We start from the raw sequence: 24,239 nt of genomic DNA on the forward strand, positions 1-24,239 counted from the left end.
TCAAGCGGGTTTGGATCTGGATTCGTATGCGCATCGCTTACTTCATCAATCAGTACCCGAAGGTCAGCCACAGTTTCATCCGCCGCGAGATACTGGCGCTGGAGCGCCAGGGCGTAGAGGTACAACGCTTTGCCTTGCGGGGGTGGGATGCCGAGTTGCAGGATGCCGAGGACACGGCCGAGCGGGCCAGGACCCGTTATGTGTTGCAAGGCGGCATAAAAGGGTTGCTGACGCCTGCGTTGCAGGTGCTGCGCGCGCAACCGCGGCGCTTTTTCCAGGCCTTGAGGCTGGCCATGCGCCTTGGCCGGCGTGCTGACCGTCCGTGGCCGTACCACCTGGTGTACCTGGCTGAGGCCTGCCAGCTGTTGCAGTGGCTGCAGGCCGATGAGGCCAGGCACGTGCATGCCCATTTTGGCACCAACTCTACCGAGGTGGTCATGCTGGCCCACCTGCTGGGCGGTCCCGCCTACAGCTTTACCGTGCACGGGCCGGAGGAGTTCGACAAGCCGCAGTTCTTGCACATGGGCGAGAAGGTGCGGCGTGCTGCTTTTGTGGCAGCGGTAAGTTCCTACGGGCGCAGCCAGCTGTTTCGCTGGGTGGCGCACGAGCACTGGGCCAAAGTGAAAGTGGTGCATTGTGGCCTGGAGCGAGGTTTCCATGAGGTGGCGCCGGTCAACGTGCCGGCGGTGCCGCAGCTGGTGTGCGTCGGCCGGCTCTGTGAACAGAAAGGCCAGCTGTTGCTGCTTGAGGCGGCGCGTCAGCTTGCGCAGCAGTCGATTGCCTTCGAACTGGTCCTGGCGGGTGACGGCGAGATGCGCGAGCAAATCGAGGCTCTGATTACCCGTCATGGCTTGCAGCAGCACGTGCGCATCACCGGCTGGATCAGCAGCGCACAGGTGCGCGAGGAAATCCTTGCCGCACGTGCGCTGGTATTGCCCAGCTTCGCCGAGGGCCTGCCGGTGGTGATCATGGAGGCCATGGCCTTGCGCCGACCCGTATTGACCACCTATGTGGCGGGTATCCCGGAGCTGGTGCGCCCCGGCGAAAACGGCTGGCTGTTCCCCGCTGGCGCCGTGGAGGAACTGGCCCAGGCCATGGCCGAGTGCCTTGCGCAACCCGCCGAAGCGCTGCAGCGCATGGGCGAGGCGGCTTACCAGCGCGTGCTGCAACGGCATGATATCGACACCGAGGCGGCCAAGCTGGCCGGCTATTTCAAGGCATCCGCATGATGAGTGTATTGAGTTGGTTACTGGGCCTGCTGGCGGTGATCGCCTTTGTGCCTGTGTCTGTGTTTTTCTTGCAGATGCTGCTGGCTTGCCTGCCGCCGCGCACGCGGCCCTTGGGCGTCAGCGTGCGTCCGCGGGTGGCAGTGTTGGTACCGGCCCATGATGAGGCTGCGATCATTCGTGCAACGCTGGCGAGCGTAACCCCGCAGTTGCTGCCAGGCGACCGCTTGCTGGTGGTGGCCGACAACTGCACGGACGACACGGCGCGGCTGGCCCGTGAGGCCGGCGCCGAGGTGGTCGAGCGCTTTGATACGTTGCGACGTGGCAAAGGCTACGCGCTGGACTTCGGCGTACGCCACCTGGCCGAACAGCCGCCCGAGGTGGTAATTGTGGTGGACGCCGACTGCCAGGTAGGCGAGGGGGCGATTGACTGCCTGGCGCGTCGTTATCACCAGGCCCAACGCCCGGTGCAGGCGCTTTACCTGATGCGCGCACCCGCCGGTAGCGGGCTGAAGGTACAGGTGGCCGAGTTTGCCTGGCGGGTCAAGAACCTGGTACGGCCGCGTGGCTGGGCCCGGCTGGGGCTACCGTGCCAATTGATGGGGGCAGGCATGGCATTCGGTTGGCACGACCTGGCCCTCATCAACCTGGCCAATGGGCACTTGGTGGAGGATGTAAAGCTGGGCCTGGACCTGTGCCAGCAGGGCAAGCCGCCGGTGTTCTGCCCCGAGGCGTTGGTCACCAGCCAGTTCCCTGCAAGCCAGCAAGGCATGAACAGCCAGCGCACCCGCTGGGAGCATGGCCACCTGGGCTTGATGCTGGCGGATGCGCCCAAGCGTGCGCTGGCCGCCATCCGCCAGCGCAACGGTAGCCTGCTGGCCATGACCCTGGACCTGCTGGTGCCACCGCTGGCGCTACTGGTGCTGGCGTTGCTGGGGCTCAACCTGGTGACCTGGCTGGCCTACCTGCTGTCAGGCCATGCGGCGCCTGCGTGGATCGCACTGGCTGCGCTGGTCATGCTCGGCCTTGCCGTTGTGCTGGCGTGGGCACGCTTCTGCCGTGAGCTGATCCCGTTTTCCGTGCTGCTGTACGCGCCTTTTTACGCCGCAAGGAAAATCCCCCTGTACCTGGGGTTCCTGATCAAGCGCCAGGTCGAATGGGTGCGCTCCAAACGGGATGATGACTGATGGCTCAGTGGCAATGGCAGAAACGCTGGCGGGGTATTATCGACACGCTGGAGGTGGTGCCTGACAGCGCTGCAGCGCAACGCCTGCTCGACAGGCTTGCCACCCCGGACTCTGCAACCGTACTGGGCTTCGTCAATGCCCACGCAATGAACCTGGTGGTGCGCGACGGCGCGTATTGCCAGGCGTTGTCGGCGGCCGATGTGCTGTTGCGCGACGGCTCTGGCATGGCGATCCTTTATCGCCGGTTGGGCCTGGAGCCTGGGCTCAACATGAATGGCACCGACTTCATTCCCAGCCTCATGGAGGCATACCGCGGACGACGGGTAGCATTCTGGGGCACGCAGCAACCGTACCTGAACCAGGCTGTGCAACGCAGCGAAGCTTTGTTTGGCGTGGTGCCGGTATCGGTCCACGATGGCTTTGCCAGCATCGACACCTACCTGCAACTGGCCCGTGAACGCCAACCGGAGCTCATCGTGCTGGGGATGGGCATGCCCAAACAGGAAGCGGTGGCGGCCAGGTTGGCAGCTGTCGGCGGGCCATGCCTGATTGTGTGCGGCGGGGCGATTCTGGATTTCCTGGGTGGTAAGGTCAGCCGGGCACCGCAGTGGCTGCGGCATTTGGGGGGCGAGTGGGCCTACCGGCTGTTACGCGAGCCGAAGCGCCTGTTCATGCGTTATGTGGTGGGTAACCCATTGTTCTTGCTGCGCACCCTGCTGTGCCGCAAGCCAGCCGATTCGGCCAGTGGAACCCTATGAATCGGCCAAAATCCGCGCTGATGGCGGGTGGCTGCTACAGTGAGATCAGTGGTTTGGGGGCTGCACGATCCTGCTTCACTGGCGTTGAATAAGCTGTTTTCAAGGCTTGATGTTTGATGGACGGCACTTGCTACGCTCAAATAGATGAGGTCTGAAATGGTTTTCGAACCCAGAAGCAGTCGTTCCTTACTCCAGAGAAGAAGCAGCGTCAGTAACGCCATTCAGGCGGGGCTTGATGGTATTGCAGTCACCGGTATTGCCTGGTACCTCATCTATGACCAGTTTGGTTACATTACCTCCGATTATGTAATCATGCTGCTGTTGCTGATTGGCGCACTGGCGGTCATCTACGACCATTATGCAATCTACCGTACCAACGTTGGCCTTTCGATCAAGGCGTTCCGCCTGTTCAAGGCGTGGTCGGCGACGTTCTGTTTTCTTGTGGTCATGGCGTTTTTGACCAAACAGAGTGAAACCTACTCCCGGTTGTTGGTCGTGCAGTTGTTTATCATTGGTTATATTGCCCAGTTGTTCTTGCATTTTGCGGTTCGTGAACTGCAAAAACGCTTTACCGCGCATGCGCGCCTGGACAACGCCCTGATTATCGGCAACGGCGATCTGGCCAATTTTCTTTACCAGAAGATCAGCAACAACCCCTGGTTTGGCGAACGGGTGCTGGGGTGTGTGCTGACTGACAAAGCCGGCGAACAGGGGCAGGAAAGTGCCGAGGGCAAGCAACGCCTGCCCGTGCTTGGGCACATTGCAGAGCTGGATGAAATCGTTGCCCGACATGGCATTCGCACCGTCTACCTGGTGACCCCGCTGGGGGGCTCAGAGGTCATCAACGATGTGTACTTCAAGTTGCTCGACAAATGCATCGCTGTGAACTGGGTGCCGGATATCTTTTCGTTGCGCCTTATCAATCACAGCGTGCGGGAAATTGCCGGCATTCCTGTGCTGACCCTTTCTGAAACGCCGTTGACGGGCATGAGCCTGTTCCTGAAAAATATCGAGGACCGCGTGTTGGCGGCATTGATACTGTTGTGTGCATCGCCTGTATTGCTGGGCGTTGCGCTGGCCATCAAACTCACCAGTCGCGGGCCGGTGTTCTTCCGCCAGGAGCGCACGGGCTGGACGGGCGAGTCGTTCCGTATCTGGAAGTTCAGAAGCATGCACGTTCACCTGCCGGACAATGGCGTGGTTAAACAGGCGCAGAAGAATGACCCGCGGCTGACTAAAATTGGCGCCTTCATCCGCCGTACCAGCCTTGATGAACTGCCACAGTTGTTCAACGTGCTGACCGGGGAAATGTCGCTGGTTGGGCCACGGCCACATGCGTTGCAACATGACACGTTGTATTCCCAGGACATCGTCGATTACTTTGCCCGCCACAACATCAAGCCGGGCATGACCGGCCTGGCGCAAGTGCGCGGTTTCAGGGGGGAGACCAAGGACATTGAGCAGATGATCCAGCGGGTGGACTCGGACATCGAGTACATCAACAACTGGTCGCTGTGGCTGGATTTTGTGATTCTGGTACGCACGTTGAATGCGTTTACCGGTAAGCAGGCATATTAATTAAAGTGCAATCCCGGCAGCAGTGTTGTGGGCGCGGGCTTGTCCCGCCAATAGCAGGCACGCGGTGCATGGCACCGGCTTGGCCGGTGTTCGCGGGGCAGGCCCGCTCCCACAGAGCCTCTATTCCTTGTTCAGCGGATGCAACTCCCTGAACCCTCGCGCCTCTTCCACCAGCCAGTCATGCACCGCCCGCGCGCCCGGCTGGTTCAACCCGCCTGGCGGGTAATGCACCACGTAGCGTTTGTGGTTGGCGATCGGCACGCCAAACGGCACGATCAGCGCGCCGCGCTCCAGTTCGTCATTGAGCAGTGTGCGCCGGGCGATCGCTACACCAATACCGGCAATTGCCGCCTCGATGGTGAGGTGGTTGCGGTTGAAGGTATGTCCACGCCGCACATCCAGGCCGGCGGCGCCAATCCCGTCCAGGTAGAACTCCCACTCCGCATACTCCGAGCTGCCCCGCCAGGCGGTAATGTCGTGCAGCAGCGGGTAGTGCACCAGGTCCGCCGGCCCATGCAGGGGGGGGCGCCCGCGCAGCAGGGTGGGTGAGCACACCGGGAAAATCTGTTCGTCCAGCAGCGGTGTCGAGAGCATCCCCGGGTAGCTGCCATCATTCAGGTCGATAGCCAGGTCGAAATCGCCTGGTGTCAATGCCTGGGCGCTGTCTTCGGCCACCAGGCGCAGCTCGATGTCCGGATACCGCTGCTGAAAGCGTGGCAGGCGCGGGGTAAGCCATTTGGCCAGAAATGACGGAATCGAGCGCACGCGCAAGGTGCCGCGTATTTCACCGGCGTCCAGGCGCAGCAGTTCAGCTTCGATACTGCCGTAAGCCTCGGCCACCGTCTGGGCCAGGCGTTGCCCTTCGGCACTCAGTTCCACGCCGCGCGCGCGGCGCAGAAACAGCCGGTAACCCAGGCGTTCTTCCAGCTGGCGCATCTGCTGGCTGACCGCGCCAGGGGTGATGTGCAGCTCTTCGGCGCAGCGGGTAAAGGACAGGTGCCGGGCTGCACAGGCGAATACATGCAGCCAGACAAACACCTGGCCATTGAGTTGTCGTCGCATCGTTTAGCACCACTAAAGGCTTGCTTAGAAAGATTCGTTGGTCATCCGTGAGCCAGCGCGTCAGTATCGCGCAAAATCGCAATACCGCTCAATTTCATTCACTAAACCGTGCTGTGGATTCAAATCAGGGTACGGTCAGGCATTAGCATGGCTATCAGTGTTTTCGACCTTTTCAAAATCGGCATCGGGCCGTCCAGTTCCCACACCGTCGGCCCGATGCGGGCAGCGGCGACGTTTGCCCAGGCCCTGCGTGAGCAGGGGCTGCTGGCACAGGTGTCGCGCGTCGAAGTGCGGTTGTATGGCTCGCTGTCGGCCACCGGGGTTGGCCACGCTACCGATCGCGCCTGCCTGCTTGGCCTGATGGGCCAGTGGCCGGACCGCATAGACCCGGCCACCATCGAGTCGCGCGTTGGTCAGGTGTTGCAGGAGCATTGCCTGATGCTGGATGGCAGCCACCCGGTGGCTTTCGAGTATGGCCGCGACCTGCTGCTGCTCGACGAGAGCCTGCCTTACCACCCCAATGCCATGAGCCTGGAAGCACTGGACGGGGAGAGCAGCCTGCTGCTGCAGACCTACTATTCGGTAGGTGGCGGCTTCATTGTTGAACAGGGCGAACTGGATGCCCCGGCAGGCGAAACCCATACTGTTGTGCTGCCTTATGAGTTCGACAGTGCTGCCCAGTTGCTGGCCTTGTGCAAAGCCCACGGCTTGAGCGTGGCGCAGCTGATGATGGCCAACGAATGTGCCTGGCGCCCGGAGGCGCAAGTACGTGAAGGCCTGCTGCGCATCTGGGCGGCGATGCAAGAGTGCGTTGACAACGGGCTGCGCAACGAAGGCATCCTGCCTGGCGGGCTGCACGTCAAGCGCCGCGCCGCGCGGCTGCACCGCAGCCTGCAGGAACTGGGCAAGCCCAACGTGATTGGTTCGACGCTCAGCGCCATGGAATGGGTCAACCTGTTCGCCCTGGCGGTGAATGAGGAGAATGCCGCCGGCGGGCGCATGGTCACCGCGCCCACCAACGGCGCGGCCGGTATCATCCCGGCGGTGTTGCACTATTACATGAAATTCAACCCGGTCGCCTGCGATGCGGATGTAGTGGACTTCCTGCTGGCGGCAGCGGCCGTGGGCATACTGTGCAAGAAAAACGCGTCGATTTCCGGTGCCGAGGTCGGCTGCCAGGGTGAGGTGGGCTCGGCGTGTTCGATGGCCGCTGCCGGCCTTGCACAGGTGTTGAGTGCCACGCCGCCGCAGCTGGAAAACGCGGCCGAGATTGCCCTGGAACACAACCTGGGGCTCACGTGCGACCCGGTTGGCGGCCTGGTGCAGGTGCCGTGCATCGAGCGCAATGCGATTGCTGCGGTGAAGGCGATCAACGCGGTGCAGATGGCGTTGCGCGGCGATGGCGAGCACTTTATTTCGCTCGACCGGGTCATCCGCACCATGCGTGATACCGGGGCGGACATGCATGCCAACTACAAAGAGACCTCGCGCGGCGGCCTGGCAGTCGCCTTTGTCGAGTGCTAGGAAAACTCACCGGCCGATGCAGTCTTTTGTGGGAGCGGCCTTGCGTCGCGAAAGGGCCGCAAACCGGCCCCAGCACTTTGTATATCAGGGCTTGAATCCTGTGGCTGCCTCGCAGCCCTTTCGCGACGCGAGGCCGCTCCCACAAGTATTGTGTTCGGGCGGCCCTTAGCGGGCTTTCTGCCTGGCTTCAATGAAGCTCGCCCGCATGTCCTTGGCCCAGCCATCGAGTACCGGCTTGACGTCATTCAAGGTCAGCTTCTGGGTATCGTTTTCCAGTTCCTGACCCGCGCCTTTGCGTACCACCTGGGCCAGCACTTTCTGGCTGGCACCGTCCAGGAACGCCGCCTCCACGCCGACATCCACGTCCTGGTCACGTCCACCCATGGCGGTGTTCACACCTGCCGAAATGAGCGCAATGGGGATCACTTCATAGGGCTTGAGGCCTTCATTGCTGGTGGACACCGCCGTGATTGCCGGGCGCACCACGATCACACCCGGGCCGGGCCCCTTGGCCAAGGGCATCACGCTACCGAGTTCACGGCGCAGCGCTTCATTGAAGTAGCGGGTGATTTCCTGCAGCGTCTGCTGCGAGATAACCGCTGTCGGCTGCGGCTTGGGGTAGAACTGGCTGGGCTCGATGAACACCTGGCTGTACTGGTTGATATTGACCTTGGGGTCGATCCAGCGCATCACCGGGTCACCCGACGGGCTCTTGGCTTCTTGCAACCGGCTGTAGTCCTTGAGGAAGCCGGAATAATCCTTGGGGTCCACGCGATTGCTGGAGCAGGCGGCCACGGCAAGCAGTGCGGCGCACAACAGGGTAATGCGAGGCAGTGATTTCATGATGAAGGCGCATCCATGAGAGGTCGGCCAGAACAACGCTAGCAGGTGCGCGACAGTTGGCCAGTGGGCGAGTTCAATCCCCTGTGGAAAGCGGAAAGAGTGGCGGCGCCCCTTCTCTCGGGCACCGCGTCCTTTGCAGCGCACTCAACCCAGCGCTTCGCGCAACCGGTACCACAGCATGCCCAGTGCCAGTAGCGGCGAGCGCAGCGCCTTGCCGCCAGGGAACGTCAGGTGGGGCACGGCGCTGAACACATCCAGGCCCTGGCTGTGGCCGAGGGCGATGCTTTCGGCCAGCAGTTTTGCCGTCCAGTGCGTCACGTTCAGCCCGTGCCCGGAATAACCCTGGGCGTAATACACATTAGGGTGCTGGCTCAGGCGCCCGACCTGGGGGAAGCGGTTGGCGGTGATGCCGATCATGCCGCCCCACTGGTAGTCAATGCGCACGTTGGCCAGTTGCGGGAACACCTTCAGCACTTTGGGCCGCATGTAGGCGGCGATGTCTTTGGGGTCGCGGCCGGAGTAGTGGCAGGCCCCGCCGAACAGCAGGCGGCGGTCTGCCGTGAGGCGGTAGTAGTCCAGGCCGACCTTCTGGTCGCACAGCGCCATGTTCTGCGGGATCAGTGTGGTCGCCAGCGGTTCGGGCAACGGTTCGGTGGCCACCACGTAACTGCCGGCTGGCAGCACCTTGCCGCTCAGCCGCGGCTCCAGTTCATCGAGGTGAGCGTTGCAGCCCAGCACCAGGCTGCTTGCCCGCACCTTGCCACGGGCCGTGTGCAAGGTCACGCGCGGGCCGTGCTCGATACGCAGCACGGGGCTTTGCTCGAAAATGCGCACGCCCAGGCTATGGGCGGCACGGGCTTCGCCCTGGACCAGGTCGAGCGGGTGCAGGTGGCCCGAACCCATGTCGACCAGGCCGCCGGCGTACTGGTCGCTGGCGACAATTTCATGCAACTGCCCAGGGCTTACAAGGCGGGTTTCAGGGCGATAGCCAAGCGCTGCCAGGTCATCCTGCTCGTCCTTGAAGGCAGCGAACTGCTCAGGCGTGTTGGCCAGTTCGCAGAAACCCCAGCGCAGGTCGCAGGCAATGCCGTACTGGGCGATGCGGCTGGCCACCAGCGCCACCGAATCGATGCCGGCCTGCTTGAGGTAGCGCACCCCATCCTGACCGACATGCCGGGTGAAACCGCTGACGTCATGGCCGATGCCGCGAATCAGCTGGCCGCCATTGCGCCCGCTGGCGCCCCAGCCAATGCGCCGGCCTTCCAGCAGCACCACCGACAAGCCACGTTCAGCCAGTTCCAGGGCGGTGTTGACGCCGGTCAGCCCGCCGCCGACCACGCACACATCAGCCGTCAGTTCGCCGTCCAGGGTTGGGTAGGGCGCCGCGTTGCGTGCCGTGGCAGCGTAGTACGAAGCAGTGTGTTGGGAATCGAAAGACATGGGCGTTCTCGGCTCAGCGGTTGGACTTGATCTTGCTCCAGGAGCGGGTCATGACGCGCATGATCTTCGGGCTCGGGGTGCTGGAGATGTAGAGCTTGTCCAGCACGTCCTGGGGAGGATAGATCTCAGGGTTGTGCACCAGCGATGCATCCATGTAGGCCTTGGCGTCGGGGTTGGCGTTGGCATAACCGACCGTGGCACTGACGTTGGCGATCACTTTCGGGTCGAGCAGGTAATTGATGAAGGCCAGCGCCTGCTCGGGGTTGCTGGCGTCCTTGGGAATGGCCAGCAGGTCGAACCACAGGTTGCTGCCTTCCTTGGGGATGCTGTAGGCGACTTTTACGCCGTTCTTCGCCTCCACGGCGCGGTTGGCGGCCTGGAACACGTCACCGGAATAGCCGAAGGCCACGCAGACATCGCCATTGGCCAGGTCGGACACGTATTTGGATGAATGGAAGTAAGTGATGTAGGGCCGCAGTTCGAGCAAGCGTGCTTCAGCCTTGGCGTAGTCGGCCGGTTTTTCGCTGCGTGGGTCAAGGCCCAGGTAGTTGAGCATCGCCGGGAACAGTTCGTCGGGCGAATCCATGAAGGCCACGCCGCATTGCTTGAGCTTTTTCAGGTTTTCGGGCTCGAACAGCACCGCCCACGAGTCGATATGGTCGATGCCCAAGGCTGCCTTGACCTTGTCGACGTTGTAGCCGATGCCGTTGGTGCCCCACAGGTAGGGCACAGCGTACTGGTTGCCGGGGTCGTTCTGTTCAAGCTGCTTGAGCAGCTTGGGGTCCAGGTGTTGCCAGTTCGGCAGCTTGCTGCGGTCCAGCGGCAGGAAGGCGCCGGCCTGGGCCTGGCGGGCGAGGAAGTGGTTGGACGGCACCACCACGTCGTAACCGGTGCGCCCGGCCAGCAGCTTGCCTTCGAGGGTTTCGTTGGAGTCAAACACGTCATAAACCACCTTGATCCCGCTGCTGGCCTGGAAGTCAGCCAGGGTGGTGTCACCGATGTAGTCGGTCCAGTTGTACACACTGACCGAGGGGGTGGCCTGGGTGGTGGTGGCGAACAGCAGGGCGAACGCAGCGGGGATCAGGGCTTGCAAATGACGCATGGGGACACCTCGTTGGTCTTGTTCTTTGAGTTTGGTGTACTGGGGGCGCACAGCGCCCCGGGTGGGTCAGACGCTCATCATCAGGAACTCACGCTCCCAGGAGCTGATGACCCGCTTGTAGTTCTCATGCTCGGCACGTTTGACCGCCACATAGCCCTGGACGAACTGCTTGCCCAGGTACTGCTGCACGGTTTCGCAGTCTTCCATGTGCTGCAGGGCGTCTTCGATGGTGATCGGCAGGCGCAGGTTGCGCCGTTCGTAGGCGCGGCCCTGCACAGGTGCGCTTGGATCGAGCTGTTCGACCATGCCCAGATAGCCGCACAGCAGGCTTGCAGCGATGGCCAGGTAAGGGTTGGCATCGGCGCCCGGCAGGCGGTTTTCCACGCGCATTGCCTCTGGGCTGGAGGTGGGTACGCGCAGCCCGGCGGTACGGTTTTCTTCACCCCATTCGACGTTGACCGGCGCCGAGGTGTCGGGCAAAAAGCGACGGAACGAGTTGACGTTGGGCGCGAACATCGGCAACAGCTTGGGGATGTACTTTTGCAAACCGCCGATGTGGTGCAGGAACAGCTGGCTCATGCTGCCGTCATCATTGGCAAAGATTGGCTTGCCGGTGGCGATGTCGACCACGCTCTGGTGCAAGTGCATGGCACTGCCAGGCTCGTCCGTGATCGGTTTGGCCATGAAAGTGGCGGCCACGTTGTGCTTGAGCGCCGCTTCGCGCATGGTGCGCTTGAACACGGTGATCTGGTCGGCCAGGTCCAGCGCGTCGCCGTGGCGGAAGTTGATTTCCATCTGCGCCGGGCCGTCTTCGTGGATCAGCGTATCCAGGTCCAGGCCCTGGATCTCGCACCAGTCGTAGACGTCCTCGAACAGCGGGTCGAATTCGTTGGCGGCATCGATCGAGAACGACTGGCGACCGCTTTCGGCACGACCAGAACGCCCCAGCGGCACCTGCAGTGGCAAGTCCGGGTCTTCACAGCGCTTGGTGAGGTAGAACTCCATCTCGGGCGCGACGATCGGCTGCCAGCCCTTGTCGGCGTAGAGCTTGAGCACTTTCTTCAGCACGTTGCGCGGCGACAGTTCGATGGGGTTGCCTTGCTTGTCGAAGGTGTCGTGGATCACGATCGCAGTTGGCTCGATCGCCCACGGGATCTGGTACACGGCGCAGGGGTCGGGCCGGCAGACCATGTCGATGTCGGCGGCATCGAGCAGGTTGTAGTAGATGTCATCGTCAACGTAGTCGCCGGTGACCGTCTGCAGCAGCACGCTTTCGGGCAGGCGCATGCCACGCTCGTGGAGGAACTTGGCGGTGGGCGCGATCTTGCCGCGGGCGATGCCGGTCAGGTCGCTGATCACGCATTCGACTTCGGTGATGCGGTGTTCTTTCAGCCAGGTGTACAGCTGATCGAAGGGGGCGTTCATACAGACCTCTTGGTTGGGTTTTAGTGTGGGAGCGACGCTTTTGACGAAAGCCGCAGTATGGCTTTGCAAGGTGTGCACTTCCCAGGTGACGCACTGGAGACTATCTTGGTCGCAGCCCCCGGGGCCGATCTATCCATTTTCTTCGGTAAGCAATGCACCAAAAGAGTGCAACTAGGATCTCGCGTGACAACGCCCAATGCGCTGCAAGTTCAGGCCTTTCATACCACCGATGTCTCTGAGCAAGTGCGCGCGACCCCCGGCTGGCAGCAGCAATACCGGCAGATGTCGCCGGGCAATTTCAGCGGAGAGTTGCGCTGGCTGGGGATGGATGGCGTGGAGGTATACGAGGAGCGTCTGAATACCCGGGTGGAGCAGTTTTTCCGCGCACCGAGCGGTTCACTGGCGTTTTGCTTTGACCGCAGCGAAAACAGCCTGTACTTGCTGAACGAACAAAGCCGCAATATCTGGATAACCCCGGAGAACTATCAGGAAGTGGCAGTGGTGTTCGACCAGGCCTTCCTCGCCCGCCATGGGCTGGACCCGCAACGCCTCGAAGGGTTGTTCATGGTGCCGTTGGGCAGTGGGCAGAACGCGTTGTTTGGCAGTTGGCTAAGCGCCACGCTGACCCGCCTCGGGCAGGCTGACTGCCCAGTGCAGGGGCAGGCACTGGCGGAACAACTGCTGGAGGATTGCCTGTTCATCCTTGATAACGCCAGCCAGCGACTTCAGGGCGTAGCCTTGGGGCGCCGCGACGAAGAGCGGGCGATCATGCGGCGGGTCAGCGAGTGGGCGGCTGATTGCCCCGAGGAGACGTTGAACCTGGTGGAGCTGGCGGATGTTGCACGGGTATCGCTGCGCCAGCTGCAGCAAGCGTTCAAGGCATTTACCGGCATGCCGCCAGCGCAGTGGCTGCGCTTGCGCCGGCTGAACGGCGCACGGCGCGATTTGTTACGCGATGGCAGGGCGACCGTGGCCGAGGTCGCGATGCGCTGGTCATTCTGGCATTTGGGAAGGTTTTCAGAGAGTTACCGTCAATTGTTCAAGGAGTTTCCGAGCGAGACCTTGCGGCGGGGCAGGGGTTAAGGTGTGACCTTCGAATCCACACTGTTTTTTTGTTTAATTTCATTTAGTTACCGAAACCTCATCAAGTAACTTCCTGATCTGGATTCTGGTGCAGCAGGCGACACTGAACTCAGCATCCCACGCCGAAAGTTGCTATCGTGCCGCCCTGATCCAACCCGAGGTGCCGATGTTCTACCTGCCTTTGCCCAGCGACCAGGCCGACCGCCTCGCCAGCGAGCCCAACACCGACTTCTTCACTATTGCCAGCGTCCTGGACGCTGCCGCTGTGCTGTTCGTGCAAAACCTGCCTCGCCAGCCGGCTACCGCCTCGGCCGATGCGCAAGAACGCCGCTTCGCCGAAATCGTGCGCATCGCCAACCAGGTCGAAAGCGCCGCACCGGGGCGCTTCCAAAGCCAGGTAGCGCAACATTTTGATCGCGAAGCCTTTGCGATGGGCCTGGGCATGCTGGGCGAAAATGGCATCGCGCTGCTGTCCGCCGAGGTGAAGTACACCGCAGATGAACTGCTGGATACCGAAGGCCAGTGGAATTTCCAGTTTGCCGACACCTACCGCCAGCGGGCCACACCGCTGCATCCGGTGTACCTGCCGTCCCTGGCCAGCGACCTGATGCTCAGCGACCAGCAGAACCGCCTGTTGCGCGAGTTTCTTGGTGGTATCGATGAGTCAGTGGCGGTGCAGGGCTTCGCTGGCACCGGCAAGACCTTCCTGATTCAACAGTTTGCCCGCCTGCTGGAACCACAGCGCACGTTGCTGCTGGCCTTGACCGAAGGCCAGTTGCGCGCCCTGCAGGCGCGGGTAAAGGACGCCGCCGCCTACACCGCGCTGACCTTCGGCCAGCTGGCAGACGAGCTCCTCAACAGCGACCTCACCAGCAACGGCTGGCGCCTGCGTGACCCTTATCGCACCAAACTGTCATGGCGCCCGCAGGACGCGCAGGTGGTGCGCTGGTTGGCCATCCCTGACATCGGTCCGCTCACCGCGCGCGATGTGGTTGCCTTGTGCGTCCGGGCCGTGCGCACCTTCTGCCACAGTGCCGACACCCAGCTTCAGCTGCACCACTTGCCCTGGGCCGGGCCTGGCACTTCACCGCTGGATCAGGAGGTGCTGTTGGAAAAAGCCCGCCTGTACTGGCAAGAGCTGATTCGCCCGTCCGCGCGGGACGTCCAGTTGCCGGTGCGCGACTACCACCGGGTCAAGCTGCTGTCGTTGACCGGTTATGTGATCGATAGCCGCTACACCCACGTGATCGTCGATGAGGCCCACGAGCTGTCGGCACCGATGCTTGCCGTGCTCGATCGCAGCCCGCAGTCGATCATTACCCTGGGCGACGAGTTGCAGAACCTCAACGGCCTCAGCCCGCACCATGGCAGCTTCATCCGTCAACGCTGCATCGACCATTCGTTACGTGCCGGGCCGGCGATGGACAATGTGCTCAACCCGCTGATCCAGGCGCACCCGGCGGCCATCCAGGGGGCCTTCAGTGGCAGCGCCGAGCATTACACCCGGGTCAGTTTCTTCGATCAGGTGACGGTGCCGGAGCAGCCTACGGCGCTGATCGTCGATGACGAATGGGGCCTGTTTGGCTGGTTTCAGCGCCTGACGCACCAGGGGGTGCCGTTCGTATTGCTGAAAAGCGCGCGCAAGGACTTCGAACTGTTCGTCGAGGACTGCATCGAGCTGTACCGCTACGACACTCGGCCGCGTCACCCGATGTTGTTCCGCTATGCCAGCTGGCAGGCCCTGGAGCAGGACAAGGGCGATGACAAGGCGTTCATTGCCGTGGCCAACATGCTGCGCAAAGGCTATACACCCGAGCACTTTGCCAAAGCCAAGAGCCGTTACCGCTGGGACAAGGCGCCCAAGTTGTTCCTGGCGCGGGTACGGGATGTGAAAAACATGGAGTTCGCCCGGGTAATGGTGTCGCCGGAGCTGATGGTGGCGCCGCAGGTGGCGGGCAACCGCAATGAGCGGGCGCGGATGCTGGCGGGGCTGTATACCGCCTGTTCGCGGGCGCGGCATGAACTGATCGTGCCGGGGGGGATGCTGGACTGGGTCAAGGACCAGGTCCGCGATTGAAGCCGTTCCCGCAGGAACACGCAATTTCCTGTAGGAGCGGCCTTGTGTGGCGAAAGGGCTGCAACGCAGCCCCAGCGTTGCCGATCAGTTACGGTCTAGCCACACTGTCTGGGCATTGGTGAACTCGCGCACACCGAAGTGCGACAGCTCACGCCCGAACCCGCTTTTCTTCACGCCGCCAAACGCCACACGGGGGTCGGAAGCGCAGTAGCCGTTGATGAACACGCCACCGGTATCCAGTGCCGCAGTCATGCGCTCGGCCAGTGCATAGTCGGCGGTATAGATGGTCGCGGCCAGGCCAAACTCGCTGTCGTTGGCCAACTCTACGGCATGGTCGGCATCACGTGCAGTGATGATGGCGGCTACCGGCCCGAACAGCTCTTGCTTGAATGCGGTCATTTGCGGGGTGACGTTGGCGAACACGGTCGGCGCGTAGAAGTTGGCTGCACCTTCGACCTTGTGACCGCCCAGCAGCAGGGTAGCGCCTTCGGCGAGGGTCGCCTGAACCTGGCCATCCAGCTCGTCGCGCAGGTCGTAACGGGCCATCGGGCCGATATAGGTACTGTCATCCAGTGGGTTGCCGACTTTCAGCTCGCGAGTAGCCTCAACGAACTTGCGGGTAAACGCCTCGGCGATGCTGTCTTCCACGATCAGGCGCTTGGCCGCAGCGCAAACCTGGCCGGTGTTCTGGTAACGGCCAATGACCGCAGCCTTGACGGCGGCATCCAGGTCGGCGTCGGCCAGCACGATGAACGGGTCGGAGCCACCGAGCTCCAGTACACACTTCTTCAGCGCGGCACCGGCCTGGGCACCAATCGCCATGCCGGCACGCACGCTGCCGGTCAGGGTCACGGCGGCGATACGCGCATCATTGATGGCGCGGGTGACGCCGTCCGGGGTCACGTTCAGCACTTCGAACACGCCCGCCGGCAGGCCGGCATCCTTGAACAGCTCGCCCAGCAGGTACGCGCTGCCCATCACGTTCGGCGCATGCTTGAGCACGTAGGTGTTACCTGCAAGGATCGCCGGCACGGCGCCGCGCAGCACCTGCCAGACAGGGAAGTTCCACGGCATCACAGCCAGGATCGGGCCGAGTGGGCGGTATTCGATTCGGGCTTTTTCAACCTGGGTCGGTTCCGGCGCAAGCATGGCCGGGCCGTGTTCGGCGTACCAGCGGCACAGGCCCACGCACTTGCTGACCTCGCCACGGGCCTGGGCAATCGGCTTGCCGATTTCGCGGCTGATCATCTGGGCAAAGGCTTCGGCCTTGGCTTCGAGGGTGCTGGCCAGCGCCAACAGGTACTCGCTGCGCTGACCCAGCGACACGTGGCGCCACTGGCGGTAACCAACCTTGGCACGTTGCAGCGCCGCTTCCAGTGCGGCGTCGGTGTCGAACGGGTAGGCGCCGATCTGCTCGCCGGTGTACGGATCGAGGGAGATGGCGTGGGTCAGGCTGCTGATCGCGCTCATGGCGGACACTCTCGTTGTTGTTAATCAGTGACGCCAGACTAGTGGGCTATGGCTTTAATGAAAACTGAATAATAATGAGCGAAACATTCACGTTTGGAGAAAGGCTGTGGACCTGGTGCAACTGGAGATCTTCAAGGCCGTGGCAGAACAGGGCAGCATCAGTGCCGCCGCGCAGCACATTCATCGGGTGCCGTCCAACCTGACCACGCGCATCAAGCAACTGGAAGAAGACTTGGGCGTGGAACTGTTCATTCGCGAGAAGAGCCGCCTGCGCCTCTCGCCTGCGGGCTGGAATTTTCTCGAATACACCCGGCGCATCCTCGACCTGGTGCACGAGGCGCGGCTGACCGTGGCCGGCGAAGACCCGCAGGGCACCTTCGCGCTTGGTTCGCTGGAAAGCACGGCAGCGGTGCGCATTCCGGCTTTGCTGGCGGCATACAACCAGCGCTACCCCAAGGTCGACCTGGACCTGTCCACCGGGCCTTCGGGGACCATGCTCGAAGGCGTGCTGTCTGGCCGCCTGGTGGCGGCTTTCGTCGACGGCCCGGTGCTGCACCCGACACTGGAAGGCATACCGGTGTTCGAGGAAGAGATGATGGTCATTGCACCGCTCAACCACGCGCCCGTCACCCGCGCCCAGGATGTGAACGGTGAAAGCATCTACGCCTTCCGCGCCAACTGTTCGTATCGCCATCACTTTGAAAACTGGTTCGTCAAGGACCAGGCAGTGCCAGGAAAGATCCACGAGATGGAGTCTTATCACGGCATGTTGGCCTGCGTGAGCGCTGGCGCCGGCCTGGCCATGATGCCGCGCAGCATGCTGGACAATATGCCCGGCTGCAGCACGGTCAGCGCCTGGCCGATGTCGGAGGATTTCCGCTACCTGAAAACCTGGCTGGTGTGGCGACGTGGCACCGTATCGCGCAGCCTGAGCATGTTCGTGAAGCTACTTGAAGAAGGTCGCTCAACTCATTGATAGATAAATAATAAATAACAAGAATTGATGATTGATTGCCACCTGTTGCTGTGACGGCTACGCATCAGCCAGAACACCCGTACCCCACGAGGATCAGATACTAGGTAAGCCATCCTCTGAAGGAGGGTCGTACCATGCGAAACCACCACTATGCGCTCGGCGCGGCGTTGCTGATTACCCTGGCCATGCCATGGACCTTGGCTGCCGCCGCCGACCTCAATGCACCCATCAACATGCAGGCCGTGCAGTTGCAACCGCAGGAACAGAACGGCGTGCGCTACGTGCAAGGCGGAATTGGCCAGGACGAAGCCAATGCGCTGCGCAAGACCACCGGTTATGACCTGCATGTAGAGCTTTCGACTGGGCCGCAAGGCAAGTTCCAGAGCGGTGCCACAGTCGACATCCAGAATGCACAAGGCCAGCCCGTACTCAGCGTCATGGATGCCGGGCCGTTGCTGTATGTGCAGTTGCCGGCCGGCAAATACAAGGTCACTGGCACCGCCCAGGGTGCGACGACGCAGCAATGGGTGACGGTGAACGGCAAGGCCCCCACCACCGTGAACCTGAACTGGCGTTGATGGGAGAAGGGGCGGGAGTACAGATGTGCTCCCGCCATAGCGCAGAGCCTGAATACATGAAGAAACACGGTGCTCGGCAAGGCACATCTTGACGAAGTCATTACGCCATTAGTGGCAATTCACTTTCAACTTTCTGATTATTTGGACAATAATCACAAAACTATTACTTCGTGTGACCGTCTGGATGCGCCGGTCACCTCATAAAGATCGAGGGGCAAAAGCCCCCGCTTGCCGTGTAGACCATCAGGAGAGTCGTTGATGAAAACCCGTCTTGCAGCTTCGCTGGCTGCTGCAGTGCTGGCCTTTGCAGGGGCCAACCTGGCCCAGGCCGCACAGGTGTCCGGTGCCGTGGGCGCCACTAGCCAAGGTGACATGACCTACCGTATCGGCCTGTCATTCGACTGGGACAAGAAATGGCTGGAAAGCAGTACCGGCTATGTGAGTGGTTACTGGGATGCCGCCTACACCTACTGGGAGGGTGGTGACGCCAGCGGTGCGCACTCGCTGTCCTTCAGCCCAGTGTTCACCTATGAATTCAGCGGTTTTACCTACACGCCGTACATCGAGGCCGGTATTGGCCTGGCGGCATTTTCCAAGACCGATGTGGGTGACCAGCGCATGGGGTCGGCGTTCAACTTCGAAGACCGCATCGGTTTCGGCCTGAAGCTGCCTGGGGAGCAGAAGGTCGGGATCCGCGCGATGCATTATTCCAATGCGGGGATCAAGCAGCCTAACGACGGGATTGAGTCCTACTCGCTGTTCTACAGCAAAGGTTTCTGAAGCAGGGGGCTGCAACGCAGCCCCAGCCATTCAGAATGTGTAGGAGACCCCAGCCTGCACCGTCCGAGGTGCTCCCGGGTAGGCGTAGGTGTTGAATGCACCTTCGTCATATTCCTTGTTGAACACGTTTTTCACGTCCAGGTTCAGGCGTACGTGCTCATTGAGCTGGTAGAAGCCCAGCAGGTCAACCACGGTGTACTGGCCCATATTGTAGGTGACCGCCTCGGTCTGACCATTACGGTCATCCACGTACTTCACGCCGATCCCCAGGCCCAGACCTTTGGCCAAGCCGTCCTGGAATTCATAGGTGTTGAGCAGGCTGAAACTATTACGTGGAATGTTTGCCAGGCGGGTGCCGGTGGGCAAGCGGTTGTCCTTGGTAACTTCGGCGTCGACATAGGCGTAGCCGCCGATCACCCGCCACTGCGGCGTGATGTTGCCCGCGATGTTGATGTCCAGGCCGCGGCTGCGCACCTGGCCGGCGGCCACGCTGTAGTTGGGGTCTGCCGGGTCGCGCGTCAGCACGTTTTCCTTGACGATGTGGTAAATCGCCGCGTCGACGCTCAGCTGGCGATCGAGCGCTTCCCATTTCACGCCCAGTTCGTAGGATTTGCCTTTCTCGGGGTCGAAACCGCGCCCCGTCGCACCTGCAGGGGCACCGCTGTTGGGTTTGAACGAACGTGCGGTGTTGGCATAGACCGCCACGGTGTCGGTCAGCTCATAGAGCAGGCCGAAACGTGGAGTGACGCCGTTCTCGCCCTTGTTGAAGTCACCCGCTGCGCTGAGTTTGTTGACGTAGTCGTGCTCAAAGCGCTCGAAACGCACACCTGCCAAGGCCTTGAGCCGCTCTGTAAGGGCTACCTGGTCCTGAACGAAGAGTGCCCAGGTCTTGAGGTTTTCCTTGTCGTGGGTGGTGGTACGGGTCAGTGCCGGACGTGCCTGGCCCAGCACCGGGTCGAAGATATCGATCGGGTAGGCGGTGGCGCCTGCAGCGGAGCGCTGGATAATCGAGTTGTAGTCGTAGTCTTCGTACTCGATACCGGTCAGCAGCGTGTGGGCGAAGCCGCCGGTGTCGAAGTGGCCGGTAAGGTTGAGCTGGTAATCGCGGTCGGTCCACTCCAGCTTACGGTAGTTGAAGTTGCGCCCAAGGGTGCGGCCGTCGGGCTGCAAGCCATTAGCCTCCACGGCATTGCCTTTGAGCGAGCCGTCCAGCCACTGCATGCCGCCGCCCAGGGTCCAGTTGTCGTTGAGCAGGTGCTCGAAGCGTAGCTGGGCCATGTTGTTGTCGTTATGCAGCAGGTTGTCGCTGCCTTTTTCCCAGATGTTGGTGTCGCGCGAGGCTGTGCCGAGCTGGCCGGGCAGCCGTGTCAGGCCGCGGTCCAGCGGGTGGTTGTTACGCATGAAGTCGCCTTCGAAGATGAGCTTCGTGGCGTCATTGACCTGCCAGCTGATGACCGGTGCGACATCATACCGTTCGCTTTCCACATCATCGCGGAAGCTGTCGCCTCCTTCCCCCAGCATGTTCAGGCGGTAAGCCAGCGAGCCGTCCTGGTTCAAAGGCCCGGTCGCATCCAGGGTTGCCCGGTGCATGCCCTGGTCATCGAACTGACTGCCCAGAGTGACCCTGGATTCCGGCAGTGGCTGTTTGCTGACCACGTTGAACGTGCCGCCGGGGTCGCCGCGGCCATACAGGCTGGTGGCCGGGCCACGGATCACTTCCAGCCGCTCGACGGTATTGGCGTCCGGGGCGTTGGGGTAGCCGCGGTTGATCGGGAAGCCATTGCGATAGAACTCGCCGGTAGTGAAGCCACGCACGGTAAAGGTAGTCAGGCCCTGGCCGCCGAAGTTGTTGGCGCGGCCGACACCGCCGGCGTAGTCCAGGCCGTCCTGCAGGCGCGTGGCGCCGGTGTCTTGCAGCACATCCTTGGGCACCACGCTGACCGATTGCGGCGTTTCGTGCAGCGCCGTGTCGGTGCGGGTGGCACTGGCTGAGCGGCTGGCTTTGTAGCCTTGGACCGGACCATCGGCGCGTTCGCTGTCGGCGGTGCCGGTGATGCTGAGGGCCTGGAGTTCGATCTGGGCGGGGGCGCCGAGCGTTTCAGGCTCGGCAAACGCCAGTGGGGAGACAGCATGGAGCACACAAAGCGAAACGAATGTGCGACGCATCGACGATACGATCCTGGAATAGGGCGCTGAAGGGAGGGTGGGCAAGCGCCGAGAAACTACTACGAATCATTATCAAATGCATTCTTTTTAAGTGGCACTGGTGTGCCAGATACCAACACGTGAAATCTGTGCCGGTCTCTTCGCGGGTCAAAGCGCGAAGAGACCGGTCAGGGCATATCAGCACTCAGCGAACGGCCTTGATCGCCAACACATTGCACAGCGGGTGTTCCAGCACATGGGCCGTGGTTCCGCCCAGGTAAGTCTGCATGGCGTCATGCCGGTGGCTGCCCATCACGATCACATCCGCCCGGCTGTGGCTGACAAACTGGGCAATGGCCCTGATCGCTGCGCCTTCCAGGAAGTGCCGCCGTTCCAGCGGGATCTGGTGATGGTCGCCCAGGCGGTTGAACGCAGCCCGCTGCGCAGTCCGCACGCTGCCATCGAAGCCGGGCATGGTCACGGTGCCGGCACCGAAGTCGGCGATATGGGTTTTGGCTGCATCGCACACATGCAGCAGGTGCAGCTCGGCGTTGCACTGCAGGGCCAAGGCGCGTGCGCAGTGAATCACCTGCTCATCCAGGTGCTCGCCAGCACCGTGGCTGTTGAGGTCCACGGCCGCGGCAATTTGCCGGGGCAGGGGCAGGCGGATGTCGCTGACCAGGTGCACGGCAACCGGGCTGTCCTTGAGCAACTGCCAATCCAGTGGCGTGACCAGCAGGCGTTTGAGCACCGGTTCGTGCTGCACATCCTTGACCAGCAGGTCACAGCCTTGCCGTTCGACCCGCTCCAGCACACTGCGCAGGGGGTCGCGGGTCAACAACAGTTCGGTTGAAACGTCCAGGCCCGCATTGCCCAACTGATCGGCCTCATCTGCCAGCCACTGGCGGTTGTCACTGAGCAGCCGCTCACGCTCGCGGCCATCGCCCATCAAGCCAAAGGTGTCGACATCGTCGACGAATACGTTGATATCCAGCAGTGCACCGCTGGACTCCGCCAGCGCCGCTGCGCGTTGCAGCGCTGGCGTATGGCGCATCTGCGGGCCGAGCATGACAAACAAGCGCTTGAATTGGCTCATCTCACACCTCCACGTGTGGCAGCCCCCCCGGTTAGCTGGTTCTGTTGAGTCTAGACCCGTGTGCACCTGATAGAACCATGCCCGTTTTTCACCAGGCGCATGGCCGGGTGTGGCTGGCGCCGCGTGTCGGGTATGATGCGCGCCCTATCATTGTCACGAGGCCTGTCCCATGTCCCTGAGTGCTGAACAGATCGGCGAATATCGCGCCTTCGCCGAGCAGTTGGCCGATGCTGCCGCAGTGGCGATCAAGCCGTACTTCCGCGCCAGCCTGGATGTCGAGGACAAGGGCGGGCGCCTTTACGACCCTGTCACGGTGGCTGACAAGGCGGCCGAGGACGCCATGCGCGAGCGGATTCAGGCACGCTACCCTGACCACGGTATTCTGGGTGAAGAGGCAGGCGTGGCCATTGGCAGCAGCCCGTTGACCTGGGTGCTCGACCCGATCGACGGTACCCGTGCCTTCATCACCGGCCTGCCGTTGTGGGGCACGTTGATTGCCCTGAACGATGGCACGCGCCCGGTGGTAGGCGTGATGAATCAGCCATTCACTGGCGAACGTTTTGTCGGCACCCCGGAGGGTGCGTGGTGCAGCGGTACGCCACTGAAAACCCGTGCCTGTGCCGACCTGGCTTCAGCCACGCTGATGTGCACCACACCGGACATGTTCGATACCGCCGAGCGCAAAGCTGCGTTCGAGGCCGTTGCCGGCAAGGCGCGCTTGATGCGCTACGGCGGCGATTGCTATGCCTACTGCATGCTGGCATCGGGGTTTGTAGATGTGATTGTCGAGGCGAGCCTGCAGCCGTATGACGTACAGGCGCTGATGCCGATCATCGAAGGGGCGGGCGGGGTGATCACGGCCTGGGATGGCAGCAGCGCACAGAATGGCGGGTGCGTAGTGGCCTGTGGTGACCCGGCGCTGCATGCGCAGATGGTAGAGATATTGCGCCACGCCATGTGAGCCACCTATCCCCGATCACTGCACTTTTTACGATTTCCGGGTTCTATGCTTGGCCAGGCTGCACTGACCCCCGGTGCGGCCGCCGAATATCGACCCGGTGCCGATGGTTGCAAGCTACCCGAATTTCCTCCCACGCCTGCTGCTGGCAGGCGCCCTCACATGCCTGTGCGCCTGCACCCAGGAGCAAGGCCGCGATATTGTCAGCCAGTTCGGCAACGGCAAGCCCAGTGAACTGTTCCAGACCAGCGTCGACCGCCTGGCCTCGCTGTCGATGCGCGACAACCTGCAAAGCCTGTACCTGCTGATGAACAAGCTGTACCTGCGCAACCCCAACCAGTGGAAGATGTCGGGCTACGTGGATGCCGCCACGGCTGAGCGGCAGATCCGTATGGCCATCGAACAACGCCAGCCACTGCCGCAACTGGGCAACCGCCGTGACCTGGCTGCGTTGAGTTACGCCCTGAGCCCGGAGTTTCGCGGAGATCGGGTGGGTGCTTTCATCTACGCCATCGGCAGCATGTTGATCACCGCGCACGGCGGGCGCACCGAGTTCTACATGACCGATACACTCGATCCGCTGTTCATCAACAACGCGGCGCGCAACATCGAAAAGGCCACCTGGATGCTTAGCCAACGGCAGGACGCCAATGGTGTGTTGCTGCTGTTTTCCAACGAGATTTCGGAAGAGGGCAGTAACCTGAGTTTTGCCGTGGAGTTCGGCAAGATCGTTGCGCGGCTGGACCTGTTAGCCGAGTTGCTGGATGAGCGCTATCGCCGGATTGGTTTGAATTACGCCCAAAGCCTGCTGCTGATGAACTTTTTGCCGGTGCAGTGAACCGCAGCCGTTGCGCAGGCCCTTGCAGGAGCGGCCTTGTGTCGCGAAAGGAGCGCGCATCGGCCCCAGGATTTCGGCTACCAAAGGCCATTG

General features: G+C 62.0%; 20 protein-coding genes. 12 read left to right on the forward strand and 8 right to left on the reverse strand.

All coding sequences use genetic code 11. From position 1 onward, the window contains the following. Nucleotides 1-26: 26 nt before the first annotated feature. The 4 genes from J3A71_RS15085 (at nucleotide 27) to J3A71_RS15100 (ending at nucleotide 4,749) form a co-directional block, all read left to right on the forward strand. A complete protein-coding gene (locus tag J3A71_RS15085) occupies nucleotides 27-1,229 on the forward strand; it encodes a glycosyltransferase (protein WP_016487251.1) in 1,203 nt (400 codons plus the stop codon). Then, nucleotides 1,226-2,413 carry a glycosyltransferase family 2 protein gene (locus tag J3A71_RS15090; RefSeq protein WP_096426103.1) on the forward strand — a complete coding sequence of 396 codons (1,188 nt, stop codon included), beginning with the start codon at nucleotides 1,226-1,228 and terminating at the stop codon, nucleotides 2,411-2,413. The genes J3A71_RS15085 and J3A71_RS15090 overlap by 4 nt, the downstream gene beginning before the upstream one ends. After that, complete coding sequence (locus J3A71_RS15095) at nucleotides 2,413-3,171, forward strand: WecB/TagA/CpsF family glycosyltransferase (RefSeq protein WP_096426102.1); 759 nt, start codon at nucleotides 2,413-2,415, stop codon at nucleotides 3,169-3,171. Before J3A71_RS15090 ends, J3A71_RS15095 begins: the two co-directional genes overlap by 1 nt. A gap of 156 nt (nucleotides 3,172-3,327) precedes the next feature. After that, nucleotides 3,328-4,749 carry an undecaprenyl-phosphate glucose phosphotransferase gene (locus J3A71_RS15100; RefSeq protein ID WP_209952993.1) on the forward strand — a complete coding sequence of 474 codons (1,422 nt, stop codon included), beginning with the start codon at nucleotides 3,328-3,330 and terminating at the stop codon, nucleotides 4,747-4,749. 120 nt (nucleotides 4,750-4,869) lie between these two features. On the opposite strand, the gene J3A71_RS15105 is transcribed toward J3A71_RS15100, so the two are convergent. Next, on the reverse strand, nucleotides 4,870-5,811 hold the full coding sequence (locus tag J3A71_RS15105) for a LysR substrate-binding domain-containing protein (protein ID WP_016487247.1): 942 nt from the start codon (nucleotides 5,809-5,811) through the stop codon (nucleotides 4,870-4,872). A gap of 147 nt (nucleotides 5,812-5,958) precedes the next feature. Here J3A71_RS15105 and J3A71_RS15110 point away from each other — a divergent pair, with 147 nt between their 5' ends. Beyond that, nucleotides 5,959-7,335 (forward strand): L-serine ammonia-lyase, encoded by a 1,377-nt coding sequence (locus tag J3A71_RS15110; protein ID WP_016487246.1) that lies wholly within the window; start codon nucleotides 5,959-5,961, stop codon nucleotides 7,333-7,335. 165 nt (nucleotides 7,336-7,500) lie between these two features. Here J3A71_RS15110 and J3A71_RS15115 read toward each other — a convergent pair whose 3' ends face one another. From J3A71_RS15115 to J3A71_RS15130, 4 genes are all read right to left on the reverse strand, one after another. Further along, on the reverse strand, nucleotides 7,501-8,178 hold the full coding sequence (locus tag J3A71_RS15115) for a DUF3313 domain-containing protein (RefSeq protein ID WP_016487245.1): 678 nt from the start codon (nucleotides 8,176-8,178) through the stop codon (nucleotides 7,501-7,503). Nucleotides 8,179-8,322: 144 nt separating this feature from the next. Further along, entirely contained in the window at nucleotides 8,323-9,618 is a 1,296-nt protein-coding gene (locus J3A71_RS15120; RefSeq protein ID WP_016487244.1) for an FAD-binding oxidoreductase, read from the reverse strand. 13 nt (nucleotides 9,619-9,631) lie between these two features. Continuing rightward, nucleotides 9,632-10,720 carry a polyamine ABC transporter substrate-binding protein gene (locus J3A71_RS15125; RefSeq protein ID WP_016487243.1) on the reverse strand — a complete coding sequence of 363 codons (1,089 nt, stop codon included), beginning with the start codon at nucleotides 10,718-10,720 and terminating at the stop codon, nucleotides 9,632-9,634. 66 nt (nucleotides 10,721-10,786) lie between these two features. Further along, on the reverse strand, nucleotides 10,787-12,145 hold the full coding sequence (locus J3A71_RS15130) for a glutamine synthetase family protein (RefSeq protein WP_023048145.1): 1,359 nt from the start codon (nucleotides 12,143-12,145) through the stop codon (nucleotides 10,787-10,789). A gap of 183 nt (nucleotides 12,146-12,328) precedes the next feature. Between J3A71_RS15130 and J3A71_RS15135 the strand changes: the two genes are divergently transcribed. Both J3A71_RS15135 and J3A71_RS15140 read left to right on the forward strand, forming a co-directional pair. Further along, nucleotides 12,329-13,228 carry a helix-turn-helix domain-containing protein gene (locus J3A71_RS15135; protein WP_096426101.1) on the forward strand — a complete coding sequence of 300 codons (900 nt, stop codon included), beginning with the start codon at nucleotides 12,329-12,331 and terminating at the stop codon, nucleotides 13,226-13,228. A 166-nt stretch (nucleotides 13,229-13,394) separates the two neighbouring features. After that, entirely contained in the window at nucleotides 13,395-15,305 is a 1,911-nt protein-coding gene (locus J3A71_RS15140) for an AAA family ATPase (RefSeq protein ID WP_016487240.1), read from the forward strand. Nucleotides 15,306-15,389: 84 nt separating this feature from the next. On the opposite strand, the gene J3A71_RS15145 is transcribed toward J3A71_RS15140, so the two are convergent. Then, nucleotides 15,390-16,775 (reverse strand): aldehyde dehydrogenase family protein, encoded by a 1,386-nt coding sequence (locus J3A71_RS15145; RefSeq protein ID WP_060517858.1) that lies wholly within the window; start codon nucleotides 16,773-16,775, stop codon nucleotides 15,390-15,392. Between the two features lie 106 nt (nucleotides 16,776-16,881). On the opposite strand from J3A71_RS15145, the gene J3A71_RS15150 reads away from it, so the two are divergent. The 3 genes from J3A71_RS15150 (at nucleotide 16,882) to J3A71_RS15160 (ending at nucleotide 19,109) form a co-directional block, all read left to right on the forward strand. Continuing rightward, complete coding sequence (locus J3A71_RS15150) at nucleotides 16,882-17,751, forward strand: LysR family transcriptional regulator (RefSeq protein ID WP_096426100.1); 870 nt, start codon at nucleotides 16,882-16,884, stop codon at nucleotides 17,749-17,751. A 134-nt stretch (nucleotides 17,752-17,885) separates the two neighbouring features. Further along, nucleotides 17,886-18,329 carry a hypothetical protein gene (locus tag J3A71_RS15155; RefSeq protein WP_096426099.1) on the forward strand — a complete coding sequence of 148 codons (444 nt, stop codon included), beginning with the start codon at nucleotides 17,886-17,888 and terminating at the stop codon, nucleotides 18,327-18,329. Nucleotides 18,330-18,587: 258 nt separating this feature from the next. After that, nucleotides 18,588-19,109: an acyloxyacyl hydrolase gene (locus tag J3A71_RS15160; protein ID WP_016487236.1), complete on the forward strand. Its 522-nt coding sequence runs from the start codon at nucleotides 18,588-18,590 to the stop codon at nucleotides 19,107-19,109. 30 nt (nucleotides 19,110-19,139) lie between these two features. On the opposite strand, the gene J3A71_RS15165 is transcribed toward J3A71_RS15160, so the two are convergent. Together J3A71_RS15165 and J3A71_RS15170 are read right to left on the reverse strand one after the other, a co-directional pair. Beyond that, nucleotides 19,140-21,275: a TonB-dependent siderophore receptor gene (locus J3A71_RS15165; RefSeq protein ID WP_016487235.1), complete on the reverse strand. Its 2,136-nt coding sequence runs from the start codon at nucleotides 21,273-21,275 to the stop codon at nucleotides 19,140-19,142. Between the two features lie 184 nt (nucleotides 21,276-21,459). After that, nucleotides 21,460-22,350: a universal stress protein gene (locus tag J3A71_RS15170; RefSeq protein WP_096426098.1), complete on the reverse strand. Its 891-nt coding sequence runs from the start codon at nucleotides 22,348-22,350 to the stop codon at nucleotides 21,460-21,462. A gap of 169 nt (nucleotides 22,351-22,519) precedes the next feature. Here J3A71_RS15170 and hisN point away from each other — a divergent pair, with 169 nt between their 5' ends. Next, nucleotides 22,520-23,311 (forward strand): histidinol-phosphatase, encoded by a 792-nt coding sequence (gene hisN / locus J3A71_RS15175; protein ID WP_096426097.1) that lies wholly within the window; start codon nucleotides 22,520-22,522, stop codon nucleotides 23,309-23,311. 103 nt (nucleotides 23,312-23,414) lie between these two features. Continuing rightward, the gene (locus tag J3A71_RS15180) at nucleotides 23,415-24,146 is read left to right on the forward strand and encodes a hypothetical protein (RefSeq protein ID WP_024717498.1); all 732 of its coding nucleotides are present in this window, start codon (nucleotides 23,415-23,417) and stop codon (nucleotides 24,144-24,146) included. The last annotated feature ends 93 nt before the right edge of the window (nucleotides 24,147-24,239 follow it).

Origin of the sequence: Pseudomonas sp. PvP089, from assembly GCF_017875165.1 — a bacterium.
GTDB lineage: Bacteria > Pseudomonadota > Gammaproteobacteria > Pseudomonadales > Pseudomonadaceae > Aquipseudomonas > Aquipseudomonas fortuita.